This is a genomic window from Parabacteroides sp. AM58-2XD (assembly GCF_003463685.1).
GTDB lineage: Bacteria > Bacteroidota > Bacteroidia > Bacteroidales > Tannerellaceae > Parabacteroides > Parabacteroides segnis.
In genome coordinates this window covers 1-22,130 of sequence record NZ_QSDP01000004.1, presented here as the reverse complement: position 1 = coordinate 22,130, position 22,130 = coordinate 1, and the positions used below count along the sequence as shown (strand labels likewise).

The 22,130-nt window shown below is 45.9% G+C and carries 12 protein-coding genes and 1 pseudogene; 2 read left to right on the top strand and 11 right to left on the bottom strand.

Features of this window, described 5'->3' with window-relative positions; genetic code table 11:
• Window positions 1-24 precede the first annotated feature (24 nt).
• Complete coding sequence (locus DXA15_RS01730) at window positions 25-1,236, top strand: 6-bladed beta-propeller (protein ID WP_128132914.1); 1,212 nt, start codon at window positions 25-27, stop codon at window positions 1,234-1,236.
• A 130-nt stretch (window positions 1,237-1,366) separates the two neighbouring features.
• Here the strand turns inward: DXA15_RS01730 and DXA15_RS01725 are convergent, their stop codons facing one another.
• From DXA15_RS01725 to DXA15_RS01690, 8 genes and pseudogenes are all read right to left on the bottom strand, one after another.
• Entirely contained in the window at window positions 1,367-1,945 is a 579-nt protein-coding gene (locus tag DXA15_RS01725; RefSeq protein ID WP_010801951.1) for a DUF4251 domain-containing protein, read from the bottom strand.
• Between the two features lie 160 nt (window positions 1,946-2,105).
• Window positions 2,106-3,458: an MATE family efflux transporter gene (locus DXA15_RS01720; RefSeq protein ID WP_010801950.1), complete on the bottom strand. Its 1,353-nt coding sequence runs from the start codon at window positions 3,456-3,458 to the stop codon at window positions 2,106-2,108.
• 186 nt (window positions 3,459-3,644) lie between these two features.
• Complete coding sequence (locus DXA15_RS01715) at window positions 3,645-4,712, bottom strand: ABC transporter ATP-binding protein (RefSeq protein ID WP_233566686.1); 1,068 nt, start codon at window positions 4,710-4,712, stop codon at window positions 3,645-3,647.
• 5 nt (window positions 4,713-4,717) lie between these two features.
• Window positions 4,718-5,752 (bottom strand): iron ABC transporter permease, encoded by a 1,035-nt coding sequence (locus DXA15_RS01710; RefSeq protein WP_010801948.1) that lies wholly within the window; start codon window positions 5,750-5,752, stop codon window positions 4,718-4,720.
• Between the two features lie 41 nt (window positions 5,753-5,793).
• Window positions 5,794-5,958, bottom strand: coding sequence for a hypothetical protein (locus DXA15_RS25225; RefSeq protein ID WP_158579629.1), 165 nt, complete (start codon window positions 5,956-5,958; stop codon window positions 5,794-5,796).
• A 312-nt stretch (window positions 5,959-6,270) separates the two neighbouring features.
• Window positions 6,271-8,270, bottom strand: a pseudogene (locus tag DXA15_RS01700) (fructose-1,6-bisphosphatase).
• 356 nt (window positions 8,271-8,626) lie between these two features.
• Entirely contained in the window at window positions 8,627-12,478 is a 3,852-nt protein-coding gene (locus DXA15_RS01695; RefSeq protein ID WP_128132912.1) for a DUF6383 domain-containing protein, read from the bottom strand.
• A 669-nt stretch (window positions 12,479-13,147) separates the two neighbouring features.
• Window positions 13,148-13,594, bottom strand: a complete 447-nt coding sequence (locus tag DXA15_RS01690) for a DUF6078 family protein (RefSeq protein ID WP_128132911.1) — start codon at window positions 13,592-13,594, stop codon at window positions 13,148-13,150.
• 116 nt (window positions 13,595-13,710) lie between these two features.
• On the opposite strand from DXA15_RS01690, the gene DXA15_RS01685 reads away from it, so the two are divergent.
• Window positions 13,711-17,727 carry a two-component regulator propeller domain-containing protein gene (locus DXA15_RS01685; RefSeq protein ID WP_128132910.1) on the top strand — a complete coding sequence of 1,339 codons (4,017 nt, stop codon included), beginning with the start codon at window positions 13,711-13,713 and terminating at the stop codon, window positions 17,725-17,727.
• A 16-nt stretch (window positions 17,728-17,743) separates the two neighbouring features.
• On the opposite strand, the gene DXA15_RS01680 is transcribed toward DXA15_RS01685, so the two are convergent.
• Genes DXA15_RS01680 through DXA15_RS01670 form a run of 3 tightly spaced genes read right to left on the bottom strand, consistent with a single transcriptional unit; the run spans window position 17,744 to window position 21,704 of the window.
• On the bottom strand, window positions 17,744-18,541 hold the full coding sequence (locus tag DXA15_RS01680) for a glycoside hydrolase family 16 protein (RefSeq protein ID WP_128132909.1): 798 nt from the start codon (window positions 18,539-18,541) through the stop codon (window positions 17,744-17,746).
• A 9-nt stretch (window positions 18,542-18,550) separates the two neighbouring features.
• On the bottom strand, window positions 18,551-19,756 hold the full coding sequence (locus DXA15_RS01675; protein WP_199676180.1) for a glycoside hydrolase family 88 protein: 1,206 nt from the start codon (window positions 19,754-19,756) through the stop codon (window positions 18,551-18,553).
• Between the two features lie 7 nt (window positions 19,757-19,763).
• A complete protein-coding gene (locus DXA15_RS01670) occupies window positions 19,764-21,704 on the bottom strand; it encodes a heparinase II/III-family protein (RefSeq protein ID WP_199676178.1) in 1,941 nt (646 codons plus the stop codon).
• Window positions 21,705-22,130 lie beyond the last annotated feature (426 nt).

The window sequence follows — 22,130 nt, the reverse complement described above, 5'->3', positions numbered from 1 at the left end:
GCCAACTTTATAACAGACTACAACATGAAAACATTACCTCTTCTATTTTTTACTTTTTTCCTGGCAACCGGTTGCTCAGGTACGAAAAAAGATTCCGCCGCACAACCGGATAACGGAGAAGAAACGGCAGAAACAGCAATACAGCCGGCCGCTCCCGTCTGGTATGAAGGAGAAAAACCTATCTTTTTTAATGTAGAAGAGAATTATCCGGAAACGAATATCCGCCTGAGCGATCTCTCCGATGCGTTGTATATACCACTGGAGACCAACGACAGTACGCTTCTGAGGCAAATCGGGACATGCGAAGGCAACGAATATTTGCTGACTAACGACTTCATCTACGCGCAAGAAGACCAAGCGGCTATTTATATATTCAAAAGAGACGGCAGCCTGGTCCGGAAAATCGACCATAAGGGCGGAGGACCGGGCGAATACAGCTACATAAGCAGCTATGCCGTCGATACCCTCCGGAAAGAGATCTTCGTTCAGGATGCCAACCTAAAGAAGGGATGCACGTATGTCTACGACCTCGAAGGGAACTTCAAACGTACCTTCCTCAACAAAGCGAAAGAGATCACGATCCTCAACGACTCGCTCCTGCTCAATTATTTCAGATACAATCCGGGAGGTCCGCGCTATTCGGTCGTCCGCAAAGAAGACGGAAGCACGGTAAAAAAATTACCGATCCGCTTCCCAACCCAACTGCCTCACGATAGCCACGGGCGCCTGGCCTACGGAAGCCTGGTAAAGAGCCCTAAAGGGGCCTTTATGGCTAATTTGGGCAATGATACCATCTTTGAAATCCGGCAAGACTTGCAGGTCATTCCGCGTATCATCGACCAAAGCAAATATCCCACCACTTTCGCCCAGGTGCATCCGACGATCGAGACCGAGCGCTACCTGATGTTCTATATCCTGCGTTGCCATTCGTATAAGCCGTATGTCGACGAGCATTACTACATCTATGACAAGAAAGAAAACCAGATCTACAAGATGACTGACTATCCGGGCAATTCATACTGGACGCTGATGGACGATTATCCGCACATCACCAACTGGAGCACGACACAGAATAGCAACGTTGCCGTACGTACCCGCCAGGTCTACGCCTTACAGGAGGCCGAAGGTAAACATGGCGATGCCGAATTGAAAAAACTGATCGAAACACTCGATGACGACGCCAATCCGGTTTTACAGATCATGCTGTTCCACACGGTAGACCAGATAAAGAAGTAATCAGGCAGAGTGATCGTTTAAAATACAAATAGCACGCAGATAACATAGATCGAGCAGATGAACACAGATTTATTAATTAAAATATCTGCGTCAATCTGCTCGATCTGTGTTATCTGTGTTATCTGTTACGTTAAATGGAACGTCCCTTAAACACGTTAGACTGTTCGGTCGGATACAGGGTACCGGTAAATGAAATACGGTTGCTGTTGAAGTTAGGACTGACAGTGGCCGTACATTTGTTGGAACCTTTCACCATACGGAAAGTCACGTTTGCCGAAACGGCTACGCCTTGTACCATCATACTGAAAGTAATATTGCCTTTCTTATCGGTCTTCATTTCCACATTCGAAGCGTTTCCTTCTACAGTGATTCCACCGATACCGTTAGGACCTGCGTAAGCTCCGTTGAATGCCAACTGGATGGTTGCGCGGTTGCCATCCATAGAGACGAAGTTGGTACTCGGAGTGACATAAACAAAACGTCCGCGTTTAAATTCCACACGATCGGCTTCGAGCACGAAGTCCTTGTCGTTAAGAGCCTGGACGGCTTGTTCGAACAATGCCATATTTTCAGCTTCTTCGGCTGCTTTACGGGCTTCTTTCTCTGCTTTTTTGGCAGCTTTCTCGGCTGCTTTATCCTGTTGTGCCATCATTGTCCCTGAACCGGCACTAAACAGCAGGACAGCTAGCAATAATAATACTCTTTTCATACTTCTATTCTTTTTAATTGTTAATCGGATACTGAGATATTTTTGACGCGGATGATACGGATAACGCGGATAAAACATCAATGTACATTTTTCTTAGCCAGGCCATCCGCGTCAAATATATCTCTTTTTGTATATATAGACAAATAACGTGCCGGTAAGTTCAATTTATCCCCTTACTTTTTATGTTTTTAACATGGTACCACAGGAAACCCCAGGCAGTTACGGCCGCAATGAAGTCTGAAAACGGCGAAGCGTACCACACCCCGTCCAGTCCCCACACATGCGGGAATGTCAAAAGGGCAGGAATCAGGAAAAGACACTGACGACTCAGACTCAGAAACATCGCTTTCCAGGCAATACCGATACTCTGGAAAAACTGGCTGATGGAAATCTGCGAACCGACCACCACGAAAACGAGCAGGCTGATGCGCAAACCGTTTGCCGTCACCTCAATCAGTTCGGGGTCGTTGGTAAAGGCCCGGGCTATTATTTCCGGAAACAGGACACTGCACAGACAACCGATCCCCATAATAACGGTCGATGTGATAATCACCAGCCACAGGGTATCCTGCACACGCTTATGCTGACCGGCCCCGTAGTTGAAGCCGACGATCGGCTGCATCCCCTGCGCAATACCGATAATCAACATCACCAGAAGCATCCCGACGCTGGTGATGATACCGTTGGCCCCCAAAGCCAGGTCGCCGCCATATTGTTTCAAGGCGTAGTTCTGGATAACGACAACCAAGCTGCCCGCCAACTGCATGGCGAAAGGCGAAACACCGATCGTCAGGATATTCCATACCACATGGCGTTCCAGTTTGAAAGTGCCTTTATGGAAACGGACAATGCTGTCTTTCTGAATAAAATGGTTCATGACGAACAGGGTACTGAGCAGCATGGAGATGATCGTTGCAATAGCCGCTCCCCGGATACCCATATCCAGCCAGAAGATAAAGATCGGGTCGAGTATCACGTTGGCTATCGCTCCGATCAGCATGGTAAACATGGCCTTCTTCGGATAGCCGGATGCACGCATGACAGCGTTGAAACCAAAGCTGAGCGAAGTCAGGATCGTTCCGGGGACCACAATATTCAGGTAGTCTTTGGCATAAGGAATCGTTTGTTCGCTTCCGCCAAAGGCCAGCAGGAGGTCTTCCATCCAGATCATACAGGGAACGACCGTGATGATCGTAATAATGAATGTCAGCGTAAAGGCATTTCCCAGGACCTTTTCCGCCATCTCGTTTGCTTTCCGCCCCAGATGGATGGAGACACGGGTAGCCGCACCTGCCCCCACCAGCATACCGAATGCCTGCAAGAAGAGCAGGATCGGGAAGGTCAGCGTCAGTCCGGCAATAGCCAGCGCACCGACTCCCTGACCGATAAAGACACGGTCTACAATATTATACAAAGCATTTACCATCGTCCCGATCACCGCCGGGATAGCATACTGCAACAGCAGGCGGCTCACTTTCTCGTTCTCCAGCCGTCCGATTATTTCATTTGCCATAATTCATCTACACTTATCTTGTTATACTTTCGTTCTATTCATCCTTTCCTCCCTGTGCACCAAGGAGGTTACAACGCCCGCCCTTATGCTGGCAGGCTGCTCCGGTAAGGAGAGAGGTGTCGCCCCCTGCTGTTCGCATGATACCGCACCGGGATGCGGTAAAGTTCCGCATCAGGATGCGGCTGGCTACCGCACCGGGATGCAGTTGTGTTCCACATCGGGATGCGGCAGTGTGCGAACAGTAGGGATCGGTCCTACTCTCCTTACCGTTTCGACCAGTGCCGCCACCCCGGATAAGACCTTCACCTCCCCTCCGGGCAGGGTCAGTGACAGATGACGGGCGTCGAAGCAGTTGATATTGAGCTGTCCGTCTTTCACTGCCGAAGGACGGAAGCCGTTACGGATCATAGCATTGCCTACCCAATAGGAAACAAGAAAATCGCCCTCCACTCCTATCGGTTCGACGGGTGCCTTCGTATTCAGTTTTCCGGTTGACGGATCGAAAACAATCCCTTCTTTTCCGAAGAAAGACTCGAAGGCGCCGCTCAGGATCAGGTCTTCGGGCGTACCGCACGCCATCGGACGGCCTTTTTCCTGTAGCCAGAGGCAATCGCCCATCTGGATCGCCAGGTCGAGGTCGTGGGTGGAAAGCAGGATCGCTTTATGTTGTTCTACGGCCAGCTTATGCAGTAGCACCATGGTCTCGATCCGGCTGGTAACGTCGAGGAAAGCCGTCGGCTCGTCCAGCAGGATGATCGGGCATTGTTGTGCCAGGGCTTTGGCGATCATGGCCTTCTGCCGTTCTCCGTCGCTCAGTTCGGATACGTAGTTTTGTGCTTTATGGGCAATGCCGGCTGCCGTCAGCGATTGTTCGATAATCTCCCTATCGGTTTTCTTCAACTGTCCGAAGAAACCGGTGTACGGATGACGGCCCAAAGACACCAGTTCGTAAACGGTGATGCCGCCCGCATTCGTCTTTTCCGTCAGTACAACACCTACCGTCAGTGAAAAGTTGCTTTGAGAGTAGGAAGACAACGGTTTTCCCATCAGGCGGATCTCGCCGCTCAAGGGAGGCTGGAAACCGCAGAGCGTGCGCAGCAACGTTGACTTTCCGGCACCGTTCAGTCCGAGAAGGCAGGTGACTTCGCCCGGTCGCAGGCGCAGGTTCAGGTCGTCGTGGATGACCTTGCGCTTTCCGCCTTTCAGCAGGTAGCCAATACTGAGGCGGCTGGCTTCTATTACAGGTTCTTGCATATTCATCAGTCGAAGTATTGGATATTTTTACGATTCACAATCACATAAATAATGACCGGCGCACCCAGCATGGGGGTTACGGCATTCAACGGGAGTATATTATTGGTTCCGGGCATCACCATCAGTATATTACACAACAGGGCGATACAGGAACCGGCAAGCATCGTGACGGGCACCAGCATCTTATGGTTGGACGAACCCAGCATCAGACGGGCGATATGCGGCACGGCAAGTCCGATGAAGGAGATCGGGCCACAGAAAGCGGTCGTCGTAGCCGTCAGTAAACCGGTACAGAACAGGATGGCAATACGGGTCCGCTTGATCTTGATCCCCAGGTTGGCCGCATACATTTCGCCCAGTAGCAGGGCGTTCAACGGCTTTATCAAGAGGATTGCCAGCAGCAGTCCGGTCAACGTGAACAGGAGGAAATAAGGCAGTTGCATCAGCGATACGCCGGAGAAATTGCCGAGGCCCCACATGACGAAGGCGTGCACCTTATCCGTCGAGGCATAGTAATTCAGGACGGAGATCAGGGAAGAGGCCAGGTAACCGATCATGATACCGATGATCAGCAGCATGACATTGCTCTTCACCTTTGCCGAAAACCAGATGATCAGTCCCAGGATACAAGCGGCACCGGCAAAGGCAGCGATAATAACCGCCAGGTAACCGCTGATGGGCAACTCCGTCACCATACTGAGCGTCCCGCCGAAATAGAGCATGATGGCCGCGACTCCCAGGTTTGCCCCGTCGCTGATCCCCAGGATGGAAGGGCCTGCCAGCGGGTTACGGAACAGAGTCTGCAATAACAGGCCGCTGGTAGCCAGCGAGGCTCCGGCAAGCAAAGCCGTAACCGCCTGCGGGAAACGGGATTGCAAGATGATATTCTGCCAGGCGGGCCGGCCCACGTCTTTCCCCAGAAGGATATCGATCACGCTCTCCAGCGGGATGGAAACGGCACCGTACACCAGGCCTCCCATAAAAAGTAGGGCCAGGAGAAGCGGCAAGAGGAAGTATGGTAAAGCGATTTGTTTAAACATTTCTATTTAGTTATTATCCTATTTGAGAGTTTCACATCTTATCAGTTTTGAATGTTACTTTTCTCTTGATAGAAAAGTAACCAAAAGTTCAAGGCTGCATCCGCTTCGCTACTCCGCATCCTACGTTCGCTGTCGTCTGTGAACTCGCTGCGCTCAAACAGCACAGCCTCCGGGCGCTCTCTACGGATGCTTCGTTTAACGCTCATCAGATGAGGCCTTTCATAGAACGCTTTGCGTTCTCTTAAGATTGCCGATACTACCTGTTAAATCCGCAAGTTTTTGTTCTATAAGTACCGGTATCGGCCATCCTAAGAGGAAGCACAGCTTCCTTGAAAAGGCCTAAGCGGGTGAACGTCCGCGTAGGGGGAAGACGAAGCGGTTAAAAAAATCCGTTGTCTGAGCGAAGCGAGTTTCGGATTTTTCAGCGAAGTCTTTCACCGGAGCAGTGAAGCCGGTTAAGCCTTGATCTTTTGCCTACTTTTCCATCAAGGGAAAAGTAGGTTCAATTATTTCTATATTCAATACTCACTCCGTTCCTTCTCTTTAATAAACCCATTACGGTAAGCATACAGCAGCTTCTCCAGATCATGTATCTGGCGTTGCAGGTCGGCGCCTTTATCGGTATCTTTCACCATCTGGCGGTGAGAGCTCAACTCGACCACAATCGTGGTGGAACGGATATCACGGCCTTCCTTAATCGCCTGGTCGGTAGACAGAAACGGTTCGTGCTGCACCAACTGGAAACCGCGGGAATGATAAACCAGCGTATAACCGGCAATACCGGTCTCGGGATGGTAAGGTCTGGAGAAACCGCCGTCGATAACCAGCAACTTGCCGTTTGCCTTGATCGGGTTTTCTCCCTGGATGGAGCGGACAGGCACATGACCGTTGATGATATGGCGGTGAGGCCCGGTCACCCCGAACTCGTCCAGTATCATATCGCATACCTTTTCTTCTTCACGCAGGGTATAATACGCCCCTTTCTCTTCCTTCTGCACCTCTTTATCATCGATAAAAGCCCGTTCGAGGTTGCCATCTTGCTCTTGTCGAACAAAGGAGAGTCTTTTCCTCCCCAAAGATACCAGATGTAATCGAGGGCAAAGTCCTTCTCCGGAGAGCCGTCCGAATCGAAATAAGCGGTACGGATCAACTGGTCGACTTTATCCAGCAAAGCCTTACCCTTGTATTCCTGCCCTTCGATACAAATGTTCTTCAACGTTCCGTCGGCGTTCATCGGGACAGAGGCATGAAACAGCAGGTTGGAGTTACAAACCTGATACATACTGCCATGCCGGAAGAGGCAACGCATATGTTTCTTCAGCTTCTCGCTGCATTCGAACGAGTGGAGCATGCGGTGCATCAGGTCTTCCTCCTCGATAGACAGCGCGTACGGGTCTTTCGGGTTGATGGTAGGCCAGTTTTTGTCTTTCAGTTCATATTCTTTCCCGTCCAGATGGATGGTCCCGCGTTTCAGGTCGATATGGTGTAACAGCAGGCGGTCGTCCATATCGAATTCGGGGCGGCGGCGGATAATATCCCCTTCCAGCTTGAACTGGATGATCGTTATTGCCTTGTGCATCTGCGAGATCAGGCGGATCGTCTTTTCGTCGAAAGCCGAGTCGGCCCCATTAGTCTTCGGCATGAACAATTCGCAGGGATCGTCGCCATAAATATCCATTGCAAAGGTAGCCAGAGGTAGCAGGTTGATGCCATAGCCATCCTCCAGGGTTGCCAGGTTACCGAAACGGAGGCACATGCGGATCACATTGGCGATGCTCCCCAGGTTGCCCGAGGCCGCCCCCATCCACAGGACATCGTGGTTACCCCACTGGATATCGAAATGATGGTAGTCGCAAAGCGTATCCATAATGATATGTGCTCCCGGGCCACGATCGTAGATATCGCCGATCACATGCAGCAGGTCAATCGTCAGCCGCTGTATCAGGTTACACATGGCGATAATAAAATCGTTTGCCCGCCCGGTCGAGATAATCGTTTTGATAATCTGGTCCACATAGGCCGACTTATTCGGCTCGACCGACGACTCATGCAACAGCTCCTGGATGATATAGGAGAACTCTTTCGGTAATGCCTTGCGCACTTTCGAGCGGGTATATTTGGACGATACATTACGGCACACCCTCACCAGTTGGTTCAAGGTGATCAGATACCAGTCGTCCAGATCGGGTTCCTTCGAGCTGACCAGTTCCAGTTTCTGTTCCGGGTAATAGATCAGCGTACAGAGTTCTTTCTTCTCGTAATCGCGCAATGTATTGCTGAATATCTCATTCACTTTACGTTTGATCGCACCGGAGGCATTTTTCAGCACATGATTGAACGCCTGATGTTCTCCGTGAATATCAGACAGGAAATGCTCCGTACCCTTCGGTAAGTTCAGGATCGCCTCCAGGTTAATGATCTCTGTACTGGCATCCGCAACTGTCGGGAAACTACGTGCCAACAATTGCAGATAACGCAGATCACCAAGCACATATTCGGGTGTTATATCTTTCGTCATATAGTGTTTACTGTCTTATTTCGTGCAAAGATAAACAAATACAGGGAGACAATACATTACAAAAGGATTATTTACGGAAGGCTGCTTTATCATAAACAAAAGAAAAGCGCCCTCTGGGGGCATACCTGATATCTCCTTTCCCGACAGAGAACTTCGATAAACACACAAAGCCCCGGAAGACGAATCCCCAGGGCTTGCTTTTTTTGTCTGTTTTCACTCTTCACAGAGGCAGAACAGAAGAACTTTATTTCATTACTTTAGTATTAATAAATATCACTTGTTCACCTGTCACAGGGTAATTAACGCTATTGCGCTGCGTGATACTCTATTAGAATTATTTGATTATAAATAATTTCTTATTTAACGATTGCAGGTACTGCAGCTTCGCCTTCAACCTTTACATAAACTACACCTGCAGGAACTGCGATTGTAGCTTCGCTTGAAGTGATCACTGCGTTAACCAATATCTGACCAAGAACGTTGCTGATAACAACTTTCTTACCTTCTGCACCCTTAACAATTACATTACCATTGATTACTGAAACTTCTACTTCTGAAACAGCGTTGATAGTTTCATTATCTGTAGCAACTTTATCAACAGTGCCTAAAGTCAGAATAGCAGCCTGGTTCAATACCTGACCGAAGTCTGTAACACCTGTAGAGCCATTACCGTCGATGATATCACCCGTATTATGGTTTCCATTTGTGTTGAAGAACTTAGCAAGTACAGGTGTGCCGTTTACGAAACGTAACCAAGCACCTTCGAATGAACCTACAGAAGAGAACTGACCGTCATTTGATTCCAGCAAGAAACCTTCTTCTTCCGTATCACCGACATAACGCAATGAGAAAGCAACATTGTTATGAGTTCCATCCAATACAACTTCATCATAAACAATACCTGCCTGGTCTGCTGCCAGATAGTCGGGGATAATCAGGATATTTCCATCAGCATCTGCACCTGTGATCGCATTTTCGCCTCTCAATGTATAAGGAGCTTTCAGTACATACAGTGAATTACCACGGTGAACAGCTTCAACAAAAGCAAGACGAGTGTAATTGTCATACTGGAATTTGCTTGCAGCTTCTACCTTGTTGATAGAGTTCTGGATAGAGTCGTTCAGGTTAACCAGGAAGCGACCGCTTACATAACCCGGATACTCAACTTTATGATCACAGCTAGGATTCAATCCGTGAGTTGCACCATGAGCGTTTTCACCACAATAGTAATATGCTTTCACGCTATCAGCAGCAACAGCAAACAGATACTGAGGCATACGATCTTTTGATTTAGCCACATAATCAACATACAGACCTTCATGTTTTGTCTGAACAGATTTGTTTTCAACAGCCAGATAGTTCAGGATACCAGATTGTGAATCTTCATACAGATATTCGTTTCCTGAAAGAGAAGACAATGTAACAGACTTAGCCAGATTATTTACATATTCAGCATAAGCAGCATCTGCACTCAAAGATTTGTACAAAGGACGAGGATCTGAAGTCAAAGCAAATACATCAGAAGTTGTTCCGCATAACTGATCGATATAACTTTCGTTAGTACCCTGTTTGATAGCCATCTTACCGGCTGTCTTGTTATTGTTCAGGATGATTTCCTTCTTATCAGCTCCTGTCTTTGTCCATACGCTGTTTTGATTTACCAATGCATAATAAGGAGTACCGTCTACATTATTATTTTCCTTCAAATAGAAGATAGCCCATGTCAAACCATTCTTACCTGCCTGAATGTCAGCTTCGTCAGCAACGATATAACGATGCATGTGGTCAAGAGCGATATATTTATGGTCATTGTCGATCTTGTTTGCATCTTTTACTTTCACTGCATATACATCACGACTCAACTGAGTTGCACCAGCTTTAGCACTCGTATAACCATAATCCTGAGCGCCTTCGATCAAGTGCAATTCATAATAAGTCGGATCACCCGGAATACCTTTGATATAGTTATCTGTTGCACTGATACCCAGGAACAAATTATTTACGTTTGCATTATAGTGCTGCAATGCATATACATTTTCAGCCAATACATCGCTGGCAATTACAGAATAACCGGCTGTATTAGGAGTTTCTACCTTTTCAAAATAAATAGTATCACCACAAGAGAAGACGTTATTTGCAGCAGGAGTTGTTGCATGAACTGTACCGCTGGTAGTCATACCATTTGCATATTCATGGTTAATAATATAATATTTACCATTTCCTGCATCATAAAGTTGTCCTTCGAAACCAACAACAGTTTCATATTCACGGTTTGTAATTTTAACTCTCGGAGTTTTGTTGTAAGTAGGATCTGCATTATCTTTATCCACATCGCAACCTAACTGTTCGATAACCCACTGAGTTGCAGGCATACGTTTGAAATCCTGATCAGCTTCCAGTACGTCATATACCAGATGACCACCCATATCGGCAACGATATAAGAACCGTCTGCACGTTTTTGAGTCAATGTTACATCGTTTGCATCCGGATTAGCTGTAGACAGACGAATCAGATATACGCCATTTTCTTTAGTAGTACGAACTAACGGTTTGTAAGCATTATCGAAAGTAACCTTCATCTTCATGTCTGCATTGTATTCAACTGCACCTGTACCATCACCATTGTGATTGTCGCAATTGAATGTTACATAAGCAGGGTTGCCAGGATATCCGGCTGTTCCCAGTGCATGGCTGCTTGCAGAGCAATTATAACCTTCTTTAGCAATAGCCATAAATTTAGCTTCGTCTGCATTGATGCCGTAAGGAACACTAACTGTCAGTACCTGAGACTGGTTACCCGGGGTAGCAAAGTTCATTGCAGCCAAAGCAACCGGAACACCGGCAGCCTTATTTGAAAGACAATTTGCAACAGCAGGAGCAGCAGTACCATAAGCTACACCGGCATTGATTGTGTTCAGATATTGAGCCGGAGTCAATGCAGCCAAAGCAGCCAGATTAGCTGTAATATCAGCAGGAAGAAGGCTCTTGTTAGGCATAGATGCATTCAACGGTTCGATTACCAAACTATCGTTTGTCGGATAGTAAGTTACCTTGAAATGGAAACGAGCATTAGTTGCATTAATCTCTGCAGTGTTTGCATAAGTAGCATCTTCCAACTTCAAACCATTGTAATTGCTGGTAGTTGCACCTTCATGATAAGTCATAGATACGTGCAAATACTTGTCTGTAGTCAGATTTTTTCTGAACAGAATGCCATAACCTGCATATACAGAAGACTGACCAGCTGTAATAACATTGCTACCTTCAGCATTGCTATAATTATCACGGCTTAAAGCAGCCACCTGAGTGTCTTCTGCTACATAATCGGAAACGGCCAGCGGATTGCTTGTCATATCGACATTAAATTTAAACTTGGCTAACTTTCCGGCAAGGTTTGAAGCATTATTTCCTGCAGCAGGAGGGAATGATTTATAAGAAGCATCAGCATCGATCATAGAATTGATTTCAGCAGCGCTCAACACCTTTGCTCCGGCAATTACCGGCTGGAAAGAGATAATATTCTGCAAACCAGAAGCATCTACTTTAGCCAGACTCTGAGGTGCACTTACTAAAACGACTTCATTGTTTGCATTCAAAGCCATTGCCATGACTCTTTGAGTTCTATGATAATAAGAATAAACCAGATGATTGTCAAAACGAGTATCACCGTTGTCATCATTTGAATACCAAGTCCACATGTCATTGCAACCATCCAAAATAGTAGCTTCCGTATTACGAACGGCTGCTGCTGCATCTGCTGCAACCAATTCTACAGCTCTGGTATGATCGAAAGTCAGTTCATAACCTGTTTCCTTATTAATAAAGGTATAGTTATGACCGCTCACAGCATCTTCATCAAATTTGATTTTCCAAAGAGAGTGAGTTAAAGCTGCATCCTCAATTTTTTTTGCTTCCAGATGTAATGCACCCGTAGAATAATCACGTTCCATAGTCAGGACAGTAGTAGCAGAACCTAATGGAGCAACGCCTTCTTCTCCTTGTTCCATTCCGTGCTTAATCACCAACTGGTACCATTTGTCTGATTCAATTTTGTTTACACCGTCACAATGTATAGAAGTGACTGCACTTTTAACCATGTCGGTACGGTAAGGTATTTCACCATTTCCGGCATGATTCTGTTGAGCAGTTACCCCTACTGTTGCGGCCAGCAGAAAGCCAACCATCAAAGTAGAAAACTTTTTGTTCATAATCAATAAATTTAATATTAATAATAGTGTTATAAAAGTCCATTTCACGGATCCGTTCAGAGACTGCCAAATGTTAAATGACGAGTTTAAACGTTCCTTTTTTCTAGTCACGTTTTTCCCCCTCTTTTACTTTCGTATAAAAAAGGATGATTTTTGTACTAACTTTGTTATTGTATTGATAAGAAAGGACATAGAAAAGAAAAAAATATTCGGAAAAAGATTGGTGGTTTAAAAGAATGTCGTAATTTTGCTGGCGAGAAAAAAGGAACCTTTAAATTAGTCAGTCCTTTTTCGCACTTCACGTTTTATAATTCAATAGCTACACATTCATCTCCGTCTTTAATCCGTTAGAGAAATATTAAAGGTCTTATATATAATGTACATGCGCGTACATTAATATTATTATTTATCGGAAGCAAAAAATCCATACTATTACGGCTTTTTCCATTTTCAAGCACAAAAATCCAAGAAATCCGGTCTTTCGGAGAATGTAAGCGCACCTGTTTTTCATTCCGCAACCAGACAACTTCTGTATCTTATATTAGGATACCATATTCTCATATATTATGATACAACATTCGTATAATATATGAGAATTGAGTATCACAATATATGATATTTCTGCATCTATACAGATAGATCATTCAGTAGTCCGTAACAGACTATGAATCAATCTCTATCCAAATCATAATACTCCATATATTCGTCATATTGCGGCTCTTCGGTAATGCCTTGGGCAAGGAACAGCTTTTTGATATATGCCTGCTCTTTCGGCCTGACCAGGCGCTTCTTTTGTTTACAGCGGTAATAGGTATTACGTCCCAGATGGGCAATAAGCTGTGATTTGATTGTCTCGGCTTTTCGCAAAGGGATATCATCGAACAGGCAGGTTATGCCTCTGGCGAACCGCTGCGGTTGGTCGAGCAGGAAGAAAGGACACTCTTCGCCGGTGAGAGATGCAAGGTGGCCCGGATTGATAATATATACGCCTCCGCGCGTTTGAGGAACACGAAGCCATACCTGATGCCGAAGGCAGGTATCACGACGCACGCATTTCTCGTTGAGACAATGGGCAAAACTACCCGGGAATTCATCATAATTGAAATCTGCTTTCATAATATGTAATAGTTTATTGGTTACATTGATTTACAAAGATACCATTTTATATGACCTGATACGTAAAGCTGTTTCAGAATTTATCATTATCTTCGCCTTCAAATAATGTAAAAGCCATGAGAAAATCAATCATCCTTTTCATATTTCTGCATACCTTGTCTTACGCCTTCCCTATCTATTTCAAACATATCGGGATGAAAGAAGGACTTTCGCAACTCTCCGTCATGTCTATCTATCAGGATGAACTGGGCCGCATGTGGTTCGGGACGGAAGAAGGGTTAAGCGTTTTCGACGGTGTTCACGTGACTTCACATAAACCGACATTAAAGAATGAGAACGGGAAGGAAACAACCGTTGGTAACAGCATCGACTTCATAACCGGAGACAACCAAGGGAATATTTATTTCAATTCGGATAATTCGTTGGTGCGATACAACCTGCGTTCCCAGCAGTTTACCTGCCTGAAACAAGCATGGGTGAATGCGATCGCTTTCAGTGGCGAACAACTTTGGGTGAACGCGTCCGATTCTATCTTTGTCTGGGATACACAGACGGAAGAACTTCGTTTCCGCTTCAAACTGGAACTCTCCAACCAACATGCAACCTGTATCATGGTCGATTCCCAAAAACGCTGCTGGATAGGGACCAATTCCGGATTATATATGAAAGAGGAAGACAAACCCCTTGCCTATATCATTCCCAGTGAAGATATTTATGCCTTATACGAAGATTCACATAGGAACCTATGGATATCCGCCCGCATGAACGGACTTTACAAACGCGAACCTTCGGGTAATTTCAAACGCTACCGCTTCGATCCGCACAACGATAACAATATATCCAGCAACCAGGTAAGGGGAATCGTTGAAGACAACTCCGGTAACCTTTGGATAGGAACCTTCACCGGACTAAACAAATATAATCCCTACAACGATCATTTCCAGGTATATACCCGCGACAACCTTCCCGGAAGCCTCGCCCACTCCTCCGTTTTCCCGGTTTACAAAGACCGGCAGGGAAGCATCTGGCTGGGTACTTATTACGGTGGCGTCCACTATTTCAATCCTGAAATGGATCTTTTCACGATTTATACGGCAGACAAAACAAGGAAAGACTGCATCAGTTTCCCTTTTGTCGGGCATATGACGGAAGATAAAGACGATAATATCTGGATCTGCACCGAGGGTGGCGGACTGAACCTCTTCGACCGGAAAAAGAAAACATTTACCTATTTCATGGCCGATCCCGACAGAAACTCTATCGCCCATGACAATCTGAAATCTATTGCCTACAGTGCCAACCGCAATAAGCTTTACATCGGTACCCACACCGGCGGACTATCCATATTCGATATCCCGAAGAAACGGTTCCGGAATCCTTATTTCGAAGACCCTTCGTATGCCGTAAAAGCCGGCGACCGTATCAATCAGATGGCCATCTGGAAAGACAAATACCTGGTACTCCTGACGCAATGGGGATGCGTCAAAATGGATCTCGATACCGAAAAGATCACCCAGACTTTCGACGGAGGCAAGCAATACGGTAATCATTGTTTCCTGATCGACTCGCAAGATTATATATGGATAACAACAGGAAGAGTCATCAACAAGATCAACCTGAATAACCAGGAAGACAGGACTGTCTTCCGTTGCGGCGAAAACGGATTGGGAAACCAGCCGGTATCTGCCATCTATGAGGACAAAAAAGGACGTATCTTCTTCGGTACGCTCGGAGCCGGGCTCTATCTGTATGATGAGAAGAACCATACTTTCAGCGGATATACCACCGAAAACAGTATGATCCTGAGCAACTATTGCTACGACATCAAAGAATCGATACAAGGTTACCTGATCATATCCGGTGATAAAGGACTCTCTTTCCTGGACCCGGAACAACAGTTATTTAAGGTGGTAGAACTGGGCACCGCACTGCCTGTTTCCGGAATCAACAAAGGATGCGGCCTGCTGGTCAGCCCGAACGGCGAAATCTTTGTCGGAGGAATAGACGGTTTAAGTACGTTCTTCGAACAGGATTTGTTCCGGCCGGCAAAAGACTACCGGTTATATTTCTCCGAATTGTATATCAACAATGAATTAGTAAATCCTTCCGACCGTTCACGGGTTCTCTCCGATGCTTTGCCTTATACGCAGGAAATAGAGTTGAACCACAATCAGAACAACCTCATCATCTCGTTCAACTCGAACAACTATATCAATACATTGAAAGAGACGGCTTACGAATACATGCTGGAAGGCTTCGACAACAAATGGATCAACAATACCGACAACAGCATCCAATACACGAACCTCAATCCGGGCAAATATACCCTGGTCGTGCGTGAGAAACAATACGACACAAAGATCGAACCGCAAACGATCCGGATGGGCATCACGATCCATTCCCCGCTCTATGCCACACCGTTATTTTATCTCTTATACGTGCTGGTCGGCGGCGGGTTGATCTACGGCTTCTTCCGCTTCAAACAATCGCAATTGCTGCTCAGAACTTCATTGGAGTTTGAACGGAAAGAAAAAGAGAGGATCGAGGAACTGAACCAGGCTAAACTACAGTTCTTTTCAAACATCTCGCATGAGTTCCGGACACCGCTTACCCTGATCATTTCGCAGATAGAACTCTTGCTGCAAAGCAGTTCGGTGGCCCCATCCATTTACAACAAACTGCTGAAGATATACAGGAACACGCACAATATGCGGATGCTGATCAGTGAGTTGCTGGATTTCCGTAAACTGGAACAAGGGCATGTGAAACTGAAAGTATATGAACAAAACATCATCCCTTTCCTCAAAGAGATCTATCTGTCTTTCTACGAATATGCTTCCAGCCGTTCGGTGACTTATCAGTTCACCTCCGGGACGGAAGATATCGAATGCTGGTTCGACCCGAAACAGATGCAGAAGGTATTCTACAACCTGCTGTCGAACGCATTCAAATATTCCAAACCGGGTGCTGCCATCGAAATGGTCGTCGAAGAGAATGACCAGGCGATCATCATAAAAATCATAGACAACGGTATCGGTATCAGCAAAGAAGATATCGACAAGATATTCGACCGTTTCTACCAGGCAGGAAATAACTCATCGGGAATATCGCAGCCGAGCACCGGCATCGGCCTGTCACTAACCAAGAGCATCATCGGGTTGCATCATGGAAAAATACAGGTAGAAAGTACGCCGGGATACGGAAGCATATTCATCGTGCACCTGCCGAAGGGCCGAAGCCATTTCAAAGAAGGCGAATGTCAGTTTGTACAACCGGAGAAAGAGATGATCCGCAACGAGATACTGCCGGAAAGCCTGACTCAGGAAATCCCCGAAAGTACCTCCGAATTATCACTGGCCGAGACAGATGCCACCTACACCATCCTGTTGGTCGATGACAACGAAGAACTGCTCCAGATACTGAACTCGCTGTTCTCGCCGGTTTATAATGTCTTACTGGCACGGAACGGAAAAGAGGGACTGGAGATCACACGTTCCCAAAAACCGGATATCATCGTCAGCGACATCATGATGCCTGAAATGTCTGGAACCGAAATGTGCCTGAAGATCAAGAACGATTTCGACATCTGCCATATACCGGTCATCCTGTTGACTGCGCTCGGTTCGGCAGAGCAAAGCATAGAAGGTTTGCAGCGGGGAGCCGACGATTATATCAGCAAGCCGTTCAATGCCAAAGTGCTGCTTGCCCGTTGTAACAACCTGGTGCGCAACCGTATTATCCTGCAAAAGAAGTTCAACGAGCAACGGGATTTCGATACGCAATCGCTGGCCAGCAACCCGATCGACCAGAAGTTCATGGACACGGTAAACCGAATCGTAGAAGAAAACCTGAGTAATATGGAATTCGACATGAATACTCTGGCTAAAGAACTGGGATTAAGCCGCAGCTCCCTTTACGCCAAGTTCAAAGCCCTGACCGGAATGACACCGAACGATTTCGTCCTGAATTGTAAATTGAAGCGGGCCGCCACCTTGTTGATAACCCGTCAGGATTTGCAGATTGCCGAGATCTCCGACATGTTGGGTTTTGGTTCCCCGCGTTATTTCACCCGTTGCTTCAAAGCACAGTTCGATACGACACCGGCGGAATACAAGAAAAAGAAGGCAGACTAATGCCTGCCTTCAACGATTATTTTTTCTTCTGATAATAACGAACCCAGTCGACCTTCATCTCGACCGGAAGATCTTCCGGGTCAACAGGACCGACCCAGGGGCCACCCAGCTGCATATCGATTAACAGATAATAGGGTTTGTCAAATGGGAATTGACCTTCTTTATCGGTTTCTATGCGGGGATATGAAAAGTTTCGTACATCATTTATAAAGAAAACGAGGCTATCCGGATACATTTCTACCGCATATACATTATAACCTGCCGGATCGATAGACCCGGTACTTCCCTGAGGCGGGTATTTCTTGATATTCAGGTTATGCGTATAAGTAGAATGAACGGTCTGATAAGCAATGCTATCATAATTCAGATGCTCCATGATATCTATCTCGCCGCCCGACGGCCAGGGATACTTCGCTTCTTCAAACGGTTTTAGCCAGATGGCAGGCCATGCCCCGGTGGCACATCCCAGCTGTGCTTTTATCTCTAACCGACCTCCATGGAAAGCACGCTTATATTTGGTATAGATGCCTCCGGTAATGTAAGGAACCGTATCGGTCGAGCGGTCCGGATTGATTAAACCTTTCAAAACAAGATTACCGTCAACCAAATCATAACAGAGTTCACTGTCAGACATGTATTTTGCCCACTCCGGTGCCCAACGGGGAATTTTCGACCAGTTTGTCGTATCCAACCCGTTTGCCTGGTCAAAGTTTTCTTCCCAGACCAACTGCCATTCATCTGCCGGTCTCGTATTGCAGGCAGCCATCATCAGAATGACAGCTGCTCCGCATATCCATTTCATACCTTTTCTCATAAGAAAATATTATTTCGACTCTAACTCCTTCTTACGTTTCAACGCTTCCATGAAATAGTAATCGGCATAATTCAACGGAACGTCTATTTCCGAGTTATGAGGAATACTACCTACGGAATGCATCAGGAGAAAGTTACCATTCGTTCCCAGAGCAGCCCGGTAAGCCGGAGAACCCAGCGAAGTCATGATACTGTCAGCATATGTCTTATACGCTACGGCATCTTCCACATCCATCGTACTGATTTCATACAATGCGGAAGCAATACAGGAAGCAGTTGAAGCATCACGCGGTTCATTCGGAATGTTCGGTGCATCCATATCCCAATAAGGGATCAGGTCAGCCGGCATTGCTTTATGATTCTTCATGAAATTGAATGTTTTCAACGCCTGGTCCAGATATTTGCGATCACCCGTTTCACGGTAGCAAACAACGAATCCGTAAATAGCCCACGCCTGTCCGCGGCTCCAGGCCGATTCATGCGCATATCCTTGTGCCGTATGGCGGTTACGAACGGAACCATCTTTCAGACTATAATCGATGACATGGTAACAGCTGCCGTCCGGACGGAAATGTTCCTGCAACGTACGGTCTGCATGAGCAATCGCTATGTTATAAAAAGAGGAATCACCGGATAGACGGGTCGCTTCGAACATCAGCTCCAGGTTCATCATATTGTCGATAATCACCGGACATTCCCAACCACGTTCCGACTGCCATCCTTTATCTACATTCCATGACTGGATTACCTGGGGAGCCTCACGGAAACGGGTTGATAATGACTTGGCAGCCTGTACCATCACATCTTTATAAGACGGATCGGCCGTCAGACGCAAACCGTTACCGAAGCTGCAATTAACAATGAACCCGATGTCATGATGCCAGGTCAGGTTCTTGGCTTCTTCTATGGCCCATGTATATTTCTGAGCGAGTGGAAGCAATGCCGTATCGCCCGTCAATTCATACAGATACCACACCGAGCCGGGGAAGAACCCACTACGCCAGTCTCCATAGCCGCAATAATAAACTGAGCTATCCTTTTTCAAAGTCACAGGATTCAGGCATTTGCCACTGGCTTCAATGACTTCTATCTCGTTACCGAGCTGTGCACGGGCGAAATCGATATTCTCGTCAATAAAACTCTTTTCTAATGTTTTAGGTGTTCCCCCGCAAGAGATCAGGAATGCGGAGAAAGCTAAAGCGATCCAATTTTTCATTCTTCTTTTATTTATTGTTTTGTTTAATTGTAAATGTATAAGTCCCTGATTTCACCATTTTTCCGGCATTCAAGGAGAGACGATAGATTTCTTTTCCCCATACGTTGGATAAACGCGGGTCATCCAACGCGACTGTCTCTACAGACGGGGTAAAAGTATTTTTATCATACAGCAATTCCACCTTTTCTCCGTTTACATCTATCCGGACGATTCCTTCCGAAGAGACATCTATCTTACCCCAGGTCAGGAAATTGACTTGATTCGGTTCTTTCAACTCTTTCAGGGTAAATGAATCCTGAATCTTCACTTCGCCCTTATTCTTATTTAATGTATATGAGCGAACCCATTTGTCCACCCCGGCTTCTTCGGGATAAGCGGTAGCAATATTAGCGGTAAAAGTCATCCGCTTCGGATCGAAAGAAGTCGCAGTCGCTTTATACCGGGAACCAAACGACTGGGGCACTCCGTTTATCATCGGCAGATTATGGTAGTTGCTCTGCATTGTCCAGATCGTATACCGTTCGTTACTGAATGTCTGGCGGGTATAAGTGCCGACACCTGCATCGATAAATACCGGAGTCGTATTTGAATACAAAGAAAAAGTTCCGGCATCATTATGATTATGGCTTTCATTGTTATATCCACCTTTCGCAGCCAGGAAGAAACCGGCTTTGTTCGTCATATAACAAAATTCCGTTTCCGGATACCAGGTATAAGCCGGAGACTGATACGAAGGTTCCACCTCTCCCATCTCCTTTGCATACAGGAGACTTTGTAAGGTACGGAACATATCTCTCCCGGAAGAAAGCGATTTTCTGGTTGACAGGCTGTTCAGATAAGCGGCATACTGCATCATCACATCACTGCCTACCGCCTTTCCGTAGCGGAAAATAATCGGGGCATCTCCGCCACCTTTCGCCGAGGCATCCGCAAAGTTAACCACCCAGCCATTCCCTACATAAGAGCGGGCAATATATTCGCCCATATTTTTGATGATCGGCTGATCGAACAAACTGATCTTTCCACCGGTTCCGTCGTACAATAATTGCAGATAATCATACATCTTTCCCGCAGCATGTCCCCAATAAGAAGGACCTTCTTCACAGGCTCCGTCCGAATGGGTATAGTTGATGAACTTATCGACAGAGACCATTGTACGATGAACGGCTTCTGCCAGTTTCTCTTTATCGTTTTCCAACAGTAGGAAACATTGCAGTACATTAAAGTTACACCACGGATTCCAGTTGTTGACCAAAGTTCCGGGTTTGTAATTGAAGGCCATCCACCAGAAACGGTCTTCTTTCATATAAGTATCCAGTATTCTTTTCTGCAACTCATGGCGCAGGCGCTCGGAAATAACAGGATTTACTTTATCAAATTCGGTATGGAAGAAATAATAAGTCCAGGACAATAAGGAACCCAGGTCGCCGGCAGTCAGGTCGATCACATCTTCTTTATAATCGGGTAAAGAACGTTTTGAATGCTGTGCGCTTAAATGCGCCGACAATGCCCAGGAAGTCATCTCGCAGGACTGAAAGACACCATTGATCAGCTGATCGATAAAGCGCCCCTTTCCTTCTGCCAGTTCGGCCATCACCAAGTCGGCTATGGCTCCGTTATTACTGCCGAAAGGATCTTCCATGATTCGCCGGTTTCCGCTGCGTTCATACTCGATATAGTCGGTTGCTTTAACAACTTTCCATTCATAACCCAAACGTTTCTCTCCTTGTTTGATGTAATCATTCCTGTAATCTCCCAAAAATTGCTCCCAGGCAGTGCGATCGGTATAATCCGGATAAGGAACCCATTGCCGGTCCATCAATAAAACGGATTTCAATTCAGATATATCTGCCGCCTTTTGCAGCAGATCACGTTCGACATAAGCATTTGCAGATGCTATTATTCCGAATAGCAGGCAAAATAAGGTTAAACATTTCTGTGTTCTCATGATACTATTATTTGCTTTGAACACAAAGGTAGAAAGATTGTCCATAACAGAGGCGCCTATTTATCCATTTCATATGCACTTATCGTCCAAAGGCACGGATTAAAAACCCATCAATTAAGTATCATCTCTGAACTCCGCAGATATGACAAATACACTTTTGTCAAGTAAATTTTACATATCTCATTTTAACAATAAGTTCATCATCTCACGATAACGAATTAACGATTGCTCATTTTTTATTGGAGAACCAATCCATATAACCTCATAATCTTTATTCATAATAAAGGTATGACAAACCTTATGGTTCATTGATTTATTACTTTATTCATAATAAAGGTATGACAAACCTTATGGTTCATTGATTTATTACTATCTCTAAAAGAATCACCTTTGTCAAAAAACACTGGATAATGAATATCTAATTCT